At 38.2% G+C, this 17254-nt stretch carries 14 protein-coding genes; 7 read left to right on the top strand and 7 right to left on the bottom strand.

Translation table 11 applies throughout. From position 1 onward, the window contains the following. The first annotated feature begins 558 nt into the window (after positions 1-558). The 5 genes from H5092_RS12210 (at position 559) to H5092_RS12230 (ending at position 7489) form a co-directional block, all read left to right on the top strand. A complete protein-coding gene (locus tag H5092_RS12210) occupies positions 559-1353 on the top strand; it encodes a VOC family protein (protein ID WP_182733594.1) in 795 nt (264 codons plus the stop codon). Between the two features lie 88 nt (positions 1354-1441). After that, positions 1442-1807 (top strand): hypothetical protein, encoded by a 366-nt coding sequence (locus H5092_RS12215; protein ID WP_182694334.1) that lies wholly within the window; start codon positions 1442-1444, stop codon positions 1805-1807. Next, the gene (locus tag H5092_RS12220; RefSeq protein WP_182724140.1) at positions 1804-4137 is read left to right on the top strand and encodes a fatty acid cis/trans isomerase; all 2334 of its coding nucleotides are present in this window, start codon (positions 1804-1806) and stop codon (positions 4135-4137) included. The genes H5092_RS12215 and H5092_RS12220 overlap by 4 nt, the downstream gene beginning before the upstream one ends. 132 nt (positions 4138-4269) lie before the next feature. After that, on the top strand, positions 4270-6000 hold the full coding sequence (locus H5092_RS12225) for a response regulator (protein WP_182733595.1): 1731 nt from the start codon (positions 4270-4272) through the stop codon (positions 5998-6000). Between the two features lie 76 nt (positions 6001-6076). Further along, positions 6077-7489: an ATP-binding cassette domain-containing protein gene (locus H5092_RS12230; protein ID WP_182733596.1), complete on the top strand. Its 1413-nt coding sequence runs from the start codon at positions 6077-6079 to the stop codon at positions 7487-7489. Here the strand turns inward: H5092_RS12230 and H5092_RS12235 are convergent. The 7 genes from H5092_RS12235 to H5092_RS12265 form a co-directional block, all read right to left on the bottom strand. Further along, positions 7479-7670, bottom strand: a complete 192-nt coding sequence (locus H5092_RS12235; protein WP_182733597.1) for a hypothetical protein — start codon at positions 7668-7670, stop codon at positions 7479-7481. The genes H5092_RS12230 and H5092_RS12235 overlap by 11 nt on opposite strands. A 70-nt stretch (positions 7671-7740) precedes the next feature. Then, on the bottom strand, positions 7741-8619 hold the full coding sequence (locus tag H5092_RS12240) for a TraB/GumN family protein (protein WP_182733598.1): 879 nt from the start codon (positions 8617-8619) through the stop codon (positions 7741-7743). Between the two features lie 49 nt (positions 8620-8668). Continuing rightward, the gene (locus tag H5092_RS12245; RefSeq protein ID WP_182733599.1) at positions 8669-10105 is read right to left on the bottom strand and encodes a sensor histidine kinase KdpD; all 1437 of its coding nucleotides are present in this window, start codon (positions 10103-10105) and stop codon (positions 8669-8671) included. After that, on the bottom strand, positions 10086-10760 hold the full coding sequence (locus H5092_RS12250; RefSeq protein ID WP_182721024.1) for a response regulator transcription factor: 675 nt from the start codon (positions 10758-10760) through the stop codon (positions 10086-10088). The genes H5092_RS12245 and H5092_RS12250 overlap by 20 nt, the downstream gene beginning before the upstream one ends. Before the next feature lie 63 nt (positions 10761-10823). Continuing rightward, entirely contained in the window at positions 10824-12770 is a 1947-nt protein-coding gene (locus tag H5092_RS12255; RefSeq protein ID WP_182733600.1) for an LTA synthase family protein, read from the bottom strand. Further along, positions 12761-13132, bottom strand: a complete 372-nt coding sequence (locus H5092_RS12260) for a diacylglycerol kinase (RefSeq protein ID WP_007582120.1) — start codon at positions 13130-13132, stop codon at positions 12761-12763. The genes H5092_RS12255 and H5092_RS12260 overlap by 10 nt, the downstream gene beginning before the upstream one ends. Then, positions 13129-14799, bottom strand: coding sequence for a phosphoethanolamine transferase (locus tag H5092_RS12265; protein WP_182733601.1), 1671 nt, complete (start codon positions 14797-14799; stop codon positions 13129-13131). The genes H5092_RS12260 and H5092_RS12265 overlap by 4 nt, the downstream gene beginning before the upstream one ends. A 540-nt stretch (positions 14800-15339) precedes the next feature. Between H5092_RS12265 and ilvG the strand changes: the two genes are divergently transcribed. Beyond that, a complete protein-coding gene (gene ilvG / locus H5092_RS12270) occupies positions 15340-16989 on the top strand; it encodes an acetolactate synthase 2 catalytic subunit (RefSeq protein ID WP_182733602.1) in 1650 nt (549 codons plus the stop codon). After that, positions 16986-17231, top strand: a complete 246-nt coding sequence (gene ilvM, locus H5092_RS12275; RefSeq protein WP_002959893.1) for an acetolactate synthase 2 small subunit — start codon at positions 16986-16988, stop codon at positions 17229-17231. Before ilvG ends, ilvM begins: the two co-directional genes overlap by 4 nt. The last annotated feature ends 23 nt before the right edge of the window (positions 17232-17254 follow it).

A 17254-nucleotide genomic window follows, 5' to 3' on the forward strand; every position in this document is an offset into this window, starting at 1 on the left:
ACGAAACAGCGCCGATGATAGTGTAGCATTTGCTATGTGAAAGTAGGACATTACCAGGCTTCAAATTGTAGAGACCCGTTACAGCAATGTGACGGGTTTTTTGCTTTCTGGGATTTAGTAAATAGTCAAGAGCCCATCCCGAACTCAGTAGTGAAACCAAACAGCTCGAAGGCGAGCCCCGGCCAACGATAGTGTAGCATTTGCTATGTGAAAGTAGGACATTACCAGGCTTCAAATTGTAGAAAGCCCGACTAGAAATAGTCGGGCTTTTTTACGTCTGCAGAAAAGTGATTCAGGGATTCCTCTAGAGCGAAGGACTTCTTAGTAAATCATTTATATCAATCAGCAATAATATTTAATCCATTTGAGAGGTTAAATCTGACCCTAACTGCGTTAAAAACCTCAAATATGAAACAACTGGATAACGAATTTTTGTCCTTCTTTTATCGACTCCGCTTAGTTATTGCTCTAATCTCAATTTATGATCTGTTCAATTATGTAGTTTATAAAATGTGACAGAGTTCGTTTAGGTAAAATTAGAATAATAAGGGCTTAATCATGAGTAAAGTTGAAAACCACCCGCATGGTGTTTTTTGTTGGTCAGAGCTTTGTACGCACAATTGGAAAGACGGTAAGGCGTTTTATACATCATTATTTGATTGGGGGCATGACGATCAACCTATTGGACAGAACATATACTACACCATGCTACAAAAGCAAGGTGATGATATCGCTGCAATGTACGAAATGCCTAAAGAGCAAATTAGTGCAGGTATCCCAAGTCATTGGTTGGCTTACATTGCCGTCGATAATATTGATGATTGTGCGCTAAAAGCAAAAGAACTAGGTGCTGAGGTTATTGCCGGTCCTCATGATGTTATGAATGCAGGACGAATGTTGATGCTAAAAGATCCAGTAGGCGCAACTGTTGCACTATGGCAGGGGAATGAGCATAAAGGTTGTAAGCACTTAGGTGAATTAAATACGCCTTATTGGCATGAGTTAGCAACAAGAGATAGTAAAGTAAGTCGAGACTTTTACTGTGCTTTACTAGGCTGGGAAAGCGAAATAAAGCCTATGGAAGGGATGGACTACATTTTATTTTTAGTCGATGGACAACCAATTGCCGGTATGCTTGAAATGACAAGTGAATGGCCTGATGATACCCCTGCTCATTGGATGATTTATTTTGCAGTAGAGAGTTGCGATGTAATTGTTAGTAAAGCCGCTAGCTTAGGTGGACAAGTATGTGTTCCTGCAACAGATATCCCCGATGTTGGTCGTTTTAGTGTTATATGCGACCCTCAAGGTGCTGTATTTTCGGTGATCGAATCTGTTATGGATGACGTTTAAACACAGTTAAATTAGCTTTAGCGTTAATTTGCTCGCTAGTTTGATATAATACTCGTCAATTAAATCGTCAGAAAGTGCAGAGAACGCAATGGAATTTGAACAAGATAGTAATTTAACCCTCCCTTTATTTCTATTAGATGAATCATTAAGTAATAGAGACTTAGAGCAGCCTGATTTTGAAATATCAATTGGACTTGATGATGAGTTACTTGCTCAAATTTGCCAGAACCCAAGTGAAGATAGCAGTGTCGCTATTACTTTTAGCGGTTATGAGTTGCTTATAACTAATCCTCTGTACTTAGCTATATTAGATCAAGAGCACGATGCGCAGATAACATTAACGCATGGCCCTCTTTTAAGTATTGTTTTGAATACTGAAGGTCAGAATACATTTGTTTCTCCTCAAATGGATATGATGCCCACCTTTGATTTAGGTGATGAGGACGACGAATGAGAAAAATACTAATAAGTACGATAGTACTCATTATTTTAAGTGGTTGTGCATATTTGGGAAATGCTCACTACGATGATCTTTTTGGACCTGAACAAACACAAGAGAGAATGGTGCCTCATACAACAGGTGCTGGTGCTGATTTTTTACAAAATGTAAAACCTGTACTCGATACCCGCTGCGTAGTTTGTCATGGTTGTTACGATGCACCATGTCAACTGAAGCTCTCATCCCCTGAAGGTATTGACCGAGGTTTGAGTAAAGAGCTCGTTTACGATGGAACTCGTTTATTGGCAACAACCCCAAGCCGTTTATTATTTGATGCAACTAATACTCAGCAATGGCGAGAGAAAAACTTTACGCCAGTGCTAAATGAGCGCGTGCAAAGTGAAGAAGCTAACTTAGCGGGCAGTGTGTTATTTAATAGCCTGGTGCTAAAGCAAAGCCATGAATTGCCAGTAAATGAAGTGTTAGGTGATGAGTTTGACTTTTCGTTAGCGCGTTCGCAAACCTGCGCAACAATGGGTGAGTTCGATCGATTGGCAAGTGATCAACCTCATGGCGGCATGCCTTATGGTTTACCTGGTGTTTCGCGTGAAGAGTTTAATCACTTACAGAACTGGCTTAAAGGTGGTGGTAAAATGTCACATATTCAGCCACCAAGTAAATATGATCAGAATAAAATAGCGGGCTGGGAAGCATTTTTAAATCAAGATAGCTTAAAGTATCAGTTATCAGCACGGTATATTTATGAGCATTGGTTTTTAGCACATATTTATTTTACTTCAGAAAACCCACAAAGCTTTTTCAAATTAGTTCGCTCAAGTACGCCTCCTGGTGAGGAAATAAAGTTAATTAACACGCGCCGCCCATACGATGACCCTAAAGTTAGCCGTGTTTATTATCGTTTTATGCAAGAACGTACAACCATACTTTCTAAAACACATTTACCACTTGAGCTTAATGAAGCTAAATTACTGCGTTTATATGAGCAGTTTATTGCGCCAGATTATACTGTTACGAAAATGCCTAGTTATGAGGCTAAGGCAGCATCTAACCCTTTTAAAACTTTCGAAGTTATTCCAATTAATTCTAAGTATCAATTTATGCTTGATGAGGCAGAGTTAATTATTATGGGCTTTATAAAAGGGCCTGTTTGTCGTGGTCAGATTGCTTTAAATGTTATAAACGATCATTTTTGGGTGGCTTTTGCTGATCCTAATAAAGTAGCGACTCCGGCTGTAGGGGAAATGCTAATGCAACATGAAGAGGCATTAGAACTTCCTGCCGCTGAGGAGAGTAATGCCTTACCCATTTCTAGCTGGGTTAAATATTCAGTTCGCGAGAAAAAGTATTTACAGGCGAAAGTAGAGTTGGCTAACAAAATGTTCAAAGGTGGTGAGCACCTTACAACAGACTTACTTTGGAAAGGTGATGAGCATAATAAAAATGCGGCACTAACTATTTTTCGCCATTTTGATAGTGCAACTGTAGTTAAAGGTTTTATTGGTCAAGAGCCTAAAACCACCTGGATATTAGATTATGCTTTGTTTGAGCGTATTCACTATTTGCTTGTAGCAGGCTTTGATGTGTACGGAAATATAGGCCACCAATTAGTGACACGCCTATATATGGATTTTTTACGTTTAGAGGGAGAGCAAAACTTTTTAGCATTGTTACCTGAGGCTAAGCGTAATCAAATCAAAAAGCAGTGGTATCGTAATTCACCACCTGACTTATCTAAGTTCTTTAAAAATAACCGAGAATTTAGTCAGCCAAGCGGTATTAACTATAAAACTGATGATCCACAGCATGAGCTATATACTTTGATGAAAGAAGCCTTAGCGCCAGTTTTAAGTGAAAGATACAACTACACTGAAGTACCAAAGCCGTTAAATGTAGTAAGTTCTATGCCAGCAAAAGCGGTAAACTTGTTACCTCAGCTTTCTTTTGTACTTGTAAAGCAAAAAGATAATAGTCATAAGGGCTACACTATTATTCATCATAATGCGCACTACAATATTTCTAGTTTACTAAACGAGGATGGTCAACGTGCTTATGATGAAGATACCGCAACGATTGTTCCTGGCTTTATCGGTGATTACCCAGCAGCTATTTGGTATTTAAATAACGAGCAGCAAGTAAATGCTTTTGCCGAGCAATTGCCTATGATGCAAATAGAAGCCGATTATGGTGCTTTGAAATCTAAGTTTGGTATTCGACGTACTCATCCACAGTTTTGGCAATACAGCGATATATTGCACGATACAGCTAAAAAGTATCGTGGGATAGAATATGGAATGTTCGATTATAATCGATTAGAGAATCGCTAATATAATTTTACTACAATGGCCCAGCTTGATGCTGGGCTTTTTTATTGGGTATTAATAATTCGCTTAATTATTTTGACTGATTCTTCGTTTTAAAAAATTAGTCTACACTTATATAAAAAAACTGGTATATACATGTTCAATATTATTAAAAGCGTGAGAACACGTTACCGATGGGCACTAATTGCAATAGCGCTATTAATAAGTGGCTCTGCTTTATTAATGCAGCATAGTTTTTCTGTTCAAAAGTTTGATGCAAAAATTATTAACATCGCTGGTAGCCAGCGCATGCTCTCACAGAAAATTGCTTGGCACAGTAATGCTATGCTTAACATCAGTAATTACTCGCCAGCTCATACTGAGTCACTTGAGAAGTCCCTCAATACATTTAAAAAGTCCCATCAAACATTATTAACTAAAAACTCTGATGACGAATACATTTACTTAAATCCAGCGTTAGTAGACTTATATTTTGGTGAAACGATAGGGTTAGATAAAGCGGTATTTGACTATATAGAACAAACAGAGCGGCTTTTGTATCAGCAAGGAGAGATAAACCACTCAGTATTTTCTATAAAGCATGTTGAAACGTTATTAACAAAGCTTGATAAGGCAGTGAGCTTATTTGAATCTCAAGCTGTAAAAAAAGTAAATTGGGTCGCCAACCTAGAGATACTATGCTGGTTATTGGCAATGACATTATTACTTATTGAGTTAAGATTTGTTTTTATACCAATGGAAAAAGAGGTTTCAGACACGCTTTTAGAGCTACAAAAACAAAAAGATTTTGTTTATCAAACAAGTCAAAATAAAGAACATTTTATTGCCAGAGCTAGTCACGAATTTAGAACACCTTTGCAGGGACTTATTACGTCTATTGAGGAGCTAGAGGTTTCTGATAAACAGCAAAGCGTTAAAACCCAAGCTAACTATTGCGCGCTTAGGTTAATAGCCATATTAGATGAATTACAAGACTTGCAGGCTTTAAGTGCAGGTAAATGGGTACCGCATTTAAATGACGAAAACCTTTTAGAGTCGTGTAATAAAGTAGTAATAGCTTACAAGCATGCGTGTAAGCAAAAAGGCCTAAAACTAGTTAGCACTTTAGATGAATCGTTAAATTGTGTATGTAAATTGGATCATCAACGTTTGCAGCACACACTTACAGAATTAATTAGTAATGCAATTAAGTTTACACAAAAAGGTGAAATTACTGTTTCAGCTAAGCTTTTAAATGATGAATTTCATTTAACAGTGAGTGACACTGGCAGTGGCTTTTCGAAGAATATTACCAGTCTTGAATTTGACTCATTTAAACAAACCAATCACTTTCAAGGGTTGAGAACAGGCCTAACCCGGGTTCAATACGTTGTAAAAGCACTGCATGGTGAAATTACTTTTACAAATAATAAAACTCATGGTGCTTTGGTGTCTTTGTATTTACCAGTGACAATAAGTAAAGCCCTCCCAACACCTCTTAAAGTAAACAACAAGCTAACGTGTTTAGTCGTTGAAGATAACCCATTAAACACTATGTTATTAACCCGCATACTTAGTTTATTAGGTTTAAGCTATGATTGCGCAGAAAATGGTAAAGTCGCGTGTGATATGGTGAGTGAAAATCAGTACGATATTGTTTTTATGGATCTAAATATGCCAGTAATGGATGGGTTTGAGGCGATTAAAAGAATACGTTCCGATCTTAATAAAGTAATGCCAATTATTGTTATAACAGCAAATACCTCACAAAATGATATAGAGCGAGTTTATGAATACGGAGCTAACCTCCATATTCATAAGCCAATAAGCCAGCAAGCAATTAAAGACGCATTAAATAGTATTAGCGTTGTTAGTGAAATAAATTAATTTTGCGGATAACAAGCTTGCTAAGCACTTTTAATATACGTTAACTTGCTGTTTTAAGGTTTATTAGGAAAAGTTAGTGCAGTCAATTACGCTTGAGCAATTTAATGGTTACTTACAAGGGCAAGGTAAAAGCCGTTACGATATATGCAACCTAGATTGGCAAGTAAACCTAGGAGAACATTGGTTACTTTTAGGTGCTAATGGAGCTGGTAAATCTGCTCTGACAGCTGCGTTAATCGGTGAGGCTAAGTGCGAAAGTGGTAAGCGTATAAGTAGTATTAATAAGCTTATGCTCGTGTCTTCAGATTCACATAAACAGTTACTAGCTCAAGAATTAGAGCATGAAAAGCACACTCTCGTTAAAGACCTTATTTTTACAGGGCATAGTAATAATGATGAATTATTAGCGCAGCTAATAGAATTATTTAAATTTAGCTCATTACTAAATAGGCATTTTAGAGACCTTTCAACGGGTGAAACTCGTAAACTCCTACTTATAAAAGCACTCAGCTCCCATAGTGAGTTAGTCGTGCTTGATGAGCCATTTCATGGACTCGACGTACAATCTTGCCAGCAGCTTAATAAAATACTCATAGAACTTAGCCAAATTATTACTTTTGTTTTTGTACTAAACCGCCTAGACGAAATCCCTTCATTCATTACTCACTATGGCTATGTAAACCAAGGTTGCTTGTTACATACTTTGGCAAAGCCAGACAGTGAGCAATTGAGTGATTTACTAAAACTACTTCATTTAGAACATACCTCATTGGATGTGCCATCTCCGGATACTGAACAAGAGCAAAAGGCATTCACCGGTAATACCTTAGTTAAATTGAGTAATGCTAAAGTTAGTTACAGTGATGTAAGCATATTCAAAAATCTCAATTGGACTATAAAAAAGCATCAGCATTGGCAGCTTAGTGGAGCGAACGGTTCAGGCAAAACATGCTTATTAAATTTAATAACAGGTGATAACCCACAGTGTTATAACAATGACATTGAAGTGTTCGGTTTTAAACGTGGGACAGGGGAGAGTATTTGGGATATAAAACAGCATATTGGTTTTATATCTAACGCGCTACATATGGATTACCGCGTAAGTATATCGACTTTAAATACTGTTATTTCAGGTTTTTACGACAGCATAGGTTTATATCAAAAACCGAGCGACGCACAAATTAATATTGCTCAACAGTGGCTGGCATTTATTGGTTTAAGTGACAAGCAAAGCACCTCATTCACTCAGCTATCGTACGGCGATCAGCGTATGTTATTAATTGTGCGGGCTATGGTAAAACATCCAACGTTACTTATTTTAGATGAACCTTGCTTGGGCTTAGATGAAGCAAACAGGCAACGTGTACTGCTACTAATAGAGAAAGTTTGTGCTGCTAATACAAGTACTGTGATTTATGTAAATCATCATGCGGCAGACAAAATTAAAGGAATAGAGAATTACTTAAAAATGGAAGACTTTAGTTGTTAGTTCGTTTTTTATATTTTTTATTAATGCTTTCTATTAAGTAAATAACAATTTCAATCGCAATAAAAATAGAGGCAAGGATTAACCCAACACTTGGTTTAAAATACCCCTCTTGGTAGTAATATACTCCATTGATAAAAAGCATCGTGAGAAAAAATAAAATCTCAAATTGAAAACGTTTCATAATTTACCTAAACATTATGAGCTTACTTAGCGAGTTTGTTTACGTAAGCTCTATTGGGGTCATTTTTATTTTAAAGACGAGTAACGCTAAAGCCTTTATCTCGAAGTTGTTTAAGTAACCCGTGTTTTTCAGGTAAATGCAGAGCACCTACAGCAATAAATAGCTGCTCGTTTGCTAAACGCGGTGTGAGTTGTTTAACCCAATTATTATTGCGGTTAGTTAGCATTACTTGCTCGCTAATTTCACCGTAATTACTGTCATCAAAACTCATGTTGTAGTAATCGGTTAGTGTATCCATGTCACCGCTTTTCCAGGCATTAACTAACTTGATAAAGTAAGTATTAATATCGGCTAGTTGCTCAAAAGTTTCTTCAATCATTTCATTGCTTAATAGCGCCATACCATCAAACATTTGTAGTTGTTGTTCTAGGGTTTCAAGCTCACCAATTTTTATTTTATGTTCTTTAGCGTAAGCAAGTACTTGCTTGTCTATGCCGGTTTTATCTGAATATCCTGCATTTTGAAATTCAATTTGCATCATAGTCACCATAACAGCCCAAGGCTTTAAGCCATTAAACATAGCAATATCAATCGACTTTTTAGCAAAGTAATCTTTTAGCTTGGTATAATTTTGCTTTGAAAGCTCAGTTTGTAATGTTTTACCGTCCCTTAGCATCATAAATGGCATTGAACGCTGCTGCATTTCAAGTGGAGTAAGTTTGCTTATATCAACTTCAACAATCACTTCTTTGCTTGCACTAATTGCATCGGTTACATTTTTAGGTAAGCCTTTCATGCTGGCATCACCAACGTGTACGGTGCCAAATAAGTAAGAGCTAACGCCATTTTTTTCTATTTTATATAAGGCAGGAGCAGCGTAGCTGTTAAGGCTAAATGTTATAAGTAATGCCACAATAAAAAAGTGGCTAATACGAGTAAGAGCATTCATGGTTTGTCCTTAAAATCTCAAAATTAGTAGTGTAAATACTAACCTAAATTTACTTCAGAGGTAACGTTAATATAAACGTTAGCGTATTGTTTTCGGTATTACTGGCCTTAATAGTAAAGCCATTTAAGTTACATAAGCTCTGTACAATAGATAATCCTAAACCATGGCGCTGATTATTAGTTCTAGATGAATCTAGCTGATAGAGCGGGTCAAAAATAGCAGTTAGCTGTTCACCACTTAGTGGTTTATTTACTTTGTTACTAACAGAGATGCTCATGTTTGTGCTGTTATTTACGGCAGTTAATTTAATTGGCGCCTCAGGGAGTCCATAAAATAGTGCGTTATCGATTAAGTTACACAAAATGGTATTTAAACTAAATTCGTCAACATTAAGCGTAAGTTCGCCACTTATTTCGTTATTTAAACGCGTTTTGATACTTGGATGCTTAAAGGTCAGCTCATCAATAATTTGATTTACTAAGTTATTTAGCATGATATTTTGTGCATTTAATTGCATTGCACTGCTACTTGAGCGCTGCAACAGTAATAGATTGCTAACAATTGTTTTCATGCGCTGTGAAATATTAAGTACATCACTGGTATAGGTGTCGCTAATACGTTTATCGTCAGGGTAGCGAATAGCCACTTCTGAAAGGCTTATTAGTTCAGCTATTGGGGTTTTAAGCTCGTGTGCAATGTCGCTTGTTAGGCGTTTTTCATTACTATAGAGTTGCTGATTAACGGTAATAAACTTATTTAGCTCGTTACGTATAGGTTCTATTTCTTCCACTTTAAAGTCGCTTTCTATTGTTTGCGCAACACCGGTAATATCGAGTAACTTAATTTGATCGTTTAAGTTGTGTAGTGGGTGCAGGCCTTTATTTACAATACGTGTCACTAAATAGCGCACACCAAACACACCAAGTACACAGGTTAAAATAAAGACCACATCAATAATAATCAGTACTTTATTAAGTTCGGCTGTCGGCGCTGCGATTGCAAGCGTCATGGTATTAAAAACAGCAGAGTGGGTGGGATTTCTATCATCTTTTTGGGCTACAAAGTGACTTATAAGTGCGCGGCCATCACGCCCGTTAGGAAGCTCGTAATCTATAATTTTAGATTCATTTATCGGCATTTCTAAAAAAGGCAGGTTAGCATTTTCATAAAGCGCTAATGAGTCCGAGCGCTCAAAAACATCACTGCCATGCCATAACTGGTAAAACTCCGTGGCATCTGCAGCTTCATACTCCGACATAAACTCACCAGCAAAATCAAATTCAACCACGTTGTTGTCATCTTCAACTAAGGTTTTTAAGTAGTTAGCTTTATTAGTTAAAGACTGATTGAACTGATCTTCCACCCAAGTATCAACACTTAAATCAACGGTTAAAAATATGGTGAATAAAATAACTGAGATCACAGCGCTAATATTATTAACGAGTTTACGTTTTATTGAGTGATTTTTATTTTGTTGTTGCGACATAACCAAATCCACGTTTATTTTTTATCGGGAGCTCGCCATCAAACTGTCTTACTTTTTTACGTATGGTTGAGATGTGTGCTTCAAGCGCATTTTTAGAGAGCATATCAAACTGACCTACCACCGCTTCACTTATAAGCTCGAGCCCCAATACTCGCTCTGGGGCGTTAAATAAGCATTCTATTATTTTGTATTCATTACGCGTGAGCTCAATGGCATATTGCTTGTAGTGAAGAGTTTTAAGGGAGAGATCTAATACGCAATCACCTACGGTAAGGGTATTTTGTTGATTTTGCAGTGAACCACGACGAAGTAATGCAAGGACACGAGCATGGAGTTCTTCAAACGAAAATGGCTTAGTTAAATAATCGTCAGCGCCTTTCATAAGGCCGTTAATTTTATCTTGAGGCTCACTTCGTGCCGATAAAATTAGCACACGGCTTTGGCTATTACTGCTGCGCAGTGCTTGTAAAATACTCATGCCATCAACGCTCGGTAGCATTAAATCAAGTACGAGGAGGTCGTAGTTTCCACTCAGTGCCATACTCAACCCTTCTGAGCCATCACCAGTTTCATCTACGGTAAAACCAAGGTTGCTAAGGCCAACTTGCAAGCTGCGTCTTAGTGCTTCAGAGTCTTCAATAACGAGGATTTTCATGTTTACTCGGTTTATAAAAATAGCCTTGTTACTTTAACAAGGCTTTATTATCAAGTCACTTGGTTAATGATACCAACCATTTGTATAAGCTAGATTACCTAAGTTCGCGTGGGCTAGGGCTTTTTTTACTAGTTGCTCATCGTTTTCACATGGCACAAGCTGGTTATTGCTATACGTATAGGTGGTTGCTGGTTTTTGTGGTTGTAATACCACCACTTTATTATCGTGCATGTAGGCAAAGTTTTTGTCGTATTGCATCATTGCGCGTTGTTTGTTGTCGCTAATTGGCTTTGATAAATCATGACCTATCATTGGGTGCTTACCACTTGCGCCAATTAAAGACAGTAGAGTAACAGGAATATCGAGCTGACTGGCTAGTTGGCTATCTCGTTTATGGGTAATACCTTTTCCAAAAATAACGGCCGGAATTTTAAAGTGATCCACCGGTACTAAATTCGAACCCGATACGCGCGAGTCGTGATCGGCAATAACTATAAATACAGTATCATCCCAGTAGCTCGATTTTTTAGCTTTTTCGATAAAGGTGCCTAGTGCGTAATCGGCATACTTGGCAGCATTATTACGGGTTTGTTTTTGTTTATCGTACAGCGTTATTTTATCGTCAGGAAAGTCATACGGGCTATGATTAGAGCTTGAAAATATAAGGCTAAAAAAGGGTTTGTTTTGATTTTTAAGCTTAGTAAGTTCTATATCGGCTTGGTCGTACAAGTCTTCGTCTGATGCGCCCCACGAGCCATTAAAGTCTATTTTTTTAAAGTTATTTGTATCTACGATACTTTTAAAACCGTTGCCTAAAAAGAAGCTGCGCATGTTATCAAAATGGCTTTCGCCACCATAAATGAACTGCGTGTTGTAATTTTGCTTCGCTAAAAAATCAGCAATGGTAAAAAAGTCACGTTGTGATTTATCAAGTTTAACAACTGCACGCGAAGGCGTTGGTGTAAATCCTGTAATTACCGCCTCAATTCCACGTACTGAACGTGTACCCGTGGCGTATAAATTATCAAACCCCCAGCCTTGTTTATAAAGGGCGTCTATATTAGGTGTAAGCGGTAAACCGCCAAGCGTGCCTACATAACGAGCACCTAAACTTTCTTGTAAAATAATGACTAAATTTTTTGGTTTACCTGTATTACTTGCGCCATGAAACGTTTTTGTAGGGGCGGTTACATCACTAAATGTGCCTTGCGTATTTTGCATGTTACTACGCACAATACTAAGTAATTCATCGGTGGGCATTTTACCGTAATAGTCTTGGCTCGATTGCTCATTAGAAAGTTGCTTAACTGCAAACGCGACGCTATAAAGTGAGTTAAGGGTTAAGTCGTTAAGTAAATGATCGGTAGAAAACGAGACCATGGCGGGGTTAAGTGGTCTGTGTCCTAATGAGCTGCGGGCGCCAAAAATAGTTAAGCATACTAAAACAAGCGCTAAAATTGATTGATTTAAACCTGTTAGTGATGACTTGCTTTGCCATTGATTGCTAAATATTTTACTTGCAAATTTACAGCTTAAAATAAGTGCTATAACAGCAATAAATACTTCTAACTTATAGCCTGAAAAAATCATTTTTGAGACTTCTTTAGGATAAATTAAATATTCTATAAATAAGCGGTTTGGGCGTAAATCGTACTCGTTTATAAACGTAGGCGTAATCACTTCAAAAAAAACAAGTAAAGCAGACATTCCCACTAAATAAATTTTAATGAGGCCGCGTACTTTATTTTGCCACCCTACGCTTTGCATCAGTAAAGTAAGTAGTAATGCGGGCATAATAATGTAGCTTAGAGTGGCTATATCAACTCTTAAACCACCTATAAATATAGATAACCACGCATGCGATCCAAATACACGCTCCCCTTGCCATACACTTAATCCAAAGCGAGCAAGTGTTAAAAAGCTAAGTGCCAAAACAGCAAATACAACAAAAATCCATACAGGGCCAAGTGCATTTTGTATTTTAGGTATAAAAGTTAGCTTTATGCCCATAACACAGCCCACCAAATAAGAGCGGCAATTAGCATAGCTATAAACACGCTTGCAGAGGCTATATCTTTAGCTAGCCCCGAAAGCTCATGGTATTCACTGCCAATTCTATCAACTACAACCTCAACTGCCGTATTTACCAGCTCAGCAAACAATACAAAAAGCAGGCTAGCTATAAGCAGTAATTTATCCCTTAGTGCAATTTCTTGTAGCCACACAAACACACCGAGTAATGAAAACAGTGCTAGCTCTTGTTGAAACGCCGCTTCAAATCGACTCATCCATTTTAAGCCGTTAAAAGAATGGCTTAAGGTAAAAATAAGGCGCATTAAGCCTTGGCGTTTTATAACGGTTTTATTACTCATAGTTTTATTTCGCTTGGTGTTGTTTGGCAGTTAGCAAGTAAATCAAGTGATGCCTGATACGTTTTGCTTTTAATGCCAATTAAATTTAAAAGGGTGTGAAAAATATTGTTGTGTGAGCGTGCAGCGCGGGTGTCTAAATTAGCTAAACAGGTATTAGTAATGCGCTGATTATGCTCATCAGCCCACATATAAAGAGGAACGTGCGTTTGTGTGCTAGGTGCAAAGCTATACGGAAAACCATGTAAATAAGCACCGGCTTCGCCAAGTGATTCACCATGATCAGAGACATATAAAAACTGCTTATCTATGTTGTTTGGCAGCGCTTTTAATTGCTCAATTACCTGGGCGTTAACAAAGTCGCTGTACGCAATTGTGTTGTCGTAGGTATTAACTAATTCATCGTGTGAGCAGTTTTGAATGTCGCTTCTGTCGCACGTGGGCGTAAATTGCTTAAATTTTTCTGGGTAGCGTTTAAAGTAGGTTGGTCCGTGTGAGCCCATCATGTGTAGGACGATAACGGTATTAGCTTGGTTTAAATTAGCGAGTTTGCGCTTAAGTGGAGCAAGCAGTGCTTCATCAAAACAATATTTTCCATCGCAAAGCGCTGATGGGGTGGTTGGGATATCAATGTTAACAACACGGGTGCATACGTTTTTACAGCCGCTGTTGTTATCAACCCACAGTACGTCGCTGCCAGCTTGTTGTGCTAAGTCAACCAGGTTTTGTTGGTTGTCGGCTGCTAAACGATCAAAGTTATCTTGTGTTTGCAGTGAAAACATACACGGCACAGACACAGCAGTAGCGGTGCCACAAGACGCCACATTATTAAAATACGTCACATTATACTTTTGTGTATAAGGGTTGGTGTTGCGCTTATAACCTTGATAAGCAAAGTTTTCTGCTCGTGCGGTTTCGCCAACAACTATAACTGTTACGCTGGTGGTATTAGGCGCAATTAGGGTAGGTGCTGCATCTATATTTTTAAATTCCATATTGGTATACAGCAGCTGATCGCGCATATATTTATAACCGCTAGAGAGATACTGAAATGGGATGAGTTCTTTTTTCAAAATGCGGTTATTGCGGCCAGTGGCTGCGTAGTCGGCGTAAAAGTTTACGACCACTAAAGCAATTAATGAGCAGCACGCTACAATAAGTTTTATACGACTAATCGCTTCTTGGTGAGGACGGGTAAAGTGTATTTTTACTTTGCTTAATATAAAAACAGGTAGCGCACAAAACAGTAGTAGAAAGCCTATGAGCTGCGGATTTAAATAGCTCAGCGCTTCGCTTGAATCTGTTTCGAACGTGTTTTGAATCATTGAATAGTCAAACACGACGCCGTAATTTAATGAGCCGTAAAGTACGGCACTCGAAATTATCAGTAAAAGGTAGTTAATTGGTTTTAGTAACCACCTGACCGACACTATTGAAAAGAAAATAATTAAAAGGCATAACAACAGCAGTGGCACTGAAAGTAAAAATAGCCATGAAAAAGATGCAAGGGAGGTGATGGCGCTAAACGAACCTTGAATAAAAGGAATGTTTATAACTAAACAGTAATAACAGGCAATCATCACTACAAAGGCATTTGCACTACAGTGAATGTAAAACCGCTTACTACGATTTGGCTTTTTTTGTGCTGGTGTTTGGCTAGTTATGTTCATATTTAGGCTCGTTTAAAATAACAACGCCATGCTATGCAACAACACTTAAGAGTCGCTTAAGAGAACCTACGCATTACCTGAAGGAGATAAATAATTTTATTTATAAAAATATTCTCAAAAATTAATCAAACCTTAAATAAGGGATATAAGAATAGTGAATTTCTGAGATTAAAATTAGAGCATAAAAAAACCACTACCAGCTTGTATAATGAATTTTAAAACCTGATAAATTGCCTTTTAGTCTTTTTGTTAGATTAACTTTGGTGTTGACTTAAAGGGCCTAGCGCGGTACTAATATAAAAAGAGAGCGAAGGAATAACCTTCGCGATAATTGAACAAAATTTGGTATTAATTACATGCTTGCAAACGCACTTAACCTAGTCCTGATTATTATCGTGGTGATTATTCCCGCGAGGGCTTCGTAGTGCTTTAAAAACTTAAGCATTAAAAAAGCCCTCCGCACTTAACCGTTCGGAGGGCTTTTTAGTTTTAAGGGTAAAATTTGTAATTGGGTTGTCACTGAGGAATGAGGGTTTATTAATGACAGGCGCAGAACTAACAATCGACTTATTGGCCAAACACGGCGTAAATGAAGTATTTGGCTACCCAGGCGGAGCTATTATGCCAATTTACGATGCGCTGTATGGCGCGCCAGTCAAACACTACCTAACTCGCCATGAGCAAGGTGCAGGGTTTGCAGCAGTTGGTTATGCTCGCAGCACACGTAAATTAGGCGTATGTTTTGCAACATCTGGCCCAGGTGCAACTAATTTAATAACCGCTCTTGCTGATGCGATGATGGACTCAGTGCCATTATTGGCGATCACCGGCCAAGTGCCTACTGCAGCGATTGGTTCAGATGCGTTTCAAGAAATAGATGTACTAGGTATGTCGCTTTCGTGTACTAAGCACAGCTACATGGTAGAACGAGCTGAAGACTTAGCAGAGATATTACAAGAAGCAATTCATTTAGCGCAAAGCGGCCGCCCAGGTCCTGTACTTGTCGATATCCCAAAAGATATTCAAATGGCTCAAGTCCCTTTTAAACCTTGGCTAGCAGCTGATGAATACTTACCAGAGTTAGATTTAAAGCAAGTTGCTATTGCTAATCAATTGTTGAGTGAGGCTAAACAGCCTGTAGCGTATGTTGGTGGTGGTGTACAAGCCGCTGATGCGCAAGACGAACTAATGCAATTTTTAAATAAAACTCAGATGCCAGCTGTATCAACACTTAAAGCGCTGGGCAGTGTATTACCAGATTACGAACATTACTTAGGTATGTTGGGTATGCATGGTGGTCAAGCTGCTAATATCGCAGTGCAAGAATGTGATGTACTTGTATGTATAGGGGCACGCTTTGATGACCGCGTAACAGGCAACTTAGCTAAATTTGCAGCTAAAGCTAAAGTAATCCATTTAGATATAGATGCCGCTGAAGTTGGTAAGCGAAAACCTGCTAAAGCTTCATTAATTGCCGATTTAAAAACGTCGTTACCCGCACTTGAGTGCTTTGTAACACCTAAAGCTTGGTGTGACACAAATAAAGAAATGAATATTAAGCATGCGTGGCGTTACGACTACCCAGGTGAGAAGGTTTTTGCACCGTACTTATTAAACCAACTAAGCCAACGCATGCCAAAAACAGGGGTTGTGTGCTGCGATGTTGGTCAGCACCAAATGTGGGTAGCACAACACATGAAGTTTACTCATCCGAGTAATCATTTAAGCAGTGGTGGTGCAGGCACAATGGGCTTCGGTCTACCTGCGGCTATTGGTGCACAAGTAGCACGCCCTGATGACTTTGTTATCACTGTATCGGGTGATGGTTCTATAATGATGAATATTCAAGAGCTGGCCACTATTCGTCGTAACAATTTACCTGTAAAAATATTAATTTTAGATAACCAGCGTTTAGGGATGGTTCGCCAATGGCAAGAACTATTTTTTGAAGGGCGTTATTCTGAAACTAATCTGTCGGATAACCCAGACTTTGTGCAATTAGCTGCTGTATTTGGTATCCCAGGGCAAACAATTACTCACGCTAACCAAGTTGATGATGCGATAACTGCATTAGTTAACAGTAAAGGTCCGTTCATAGTACATGCCTGTATTGATGATAAAGAAAATGTTTGGCCACTTGTACCACCTGGGGCTGCTAACGACGAAATGATGACGGAGAAAGCAAAATGAAACATAGCCTAACTATTGCATTAAAAAGCCAAAGTATAGCGGTAGAGCGCTTTTTACGAGTGGTGCGTCATCGTGGTTTTGACCTTACGCATTTTCAGCTCAATATGGACGATGGTTTTTATAATGTAGACATGACGGTAGATAGTGATAAACCAATTCACCTTTTAACCAGCCAGTTAAATAAGCTGGTGGATGTCAAAGAAGTCACTTTACAAAATTTACAGCAACAACAGGCTGTGTAATTACGAACTGAAAAACAATTTAC

The organism is Pseudoalteromonas sp. SR41-7 (genome assembly GCF_014163935.1).
GTDB classification, from domain to species: Bacteria; Pseudomonadota; Gammaproteobacteria; order Enterobacterales; family Alteromonadaceae; genus Pseudoalteromonas; species Pseudoalteromonas distincta.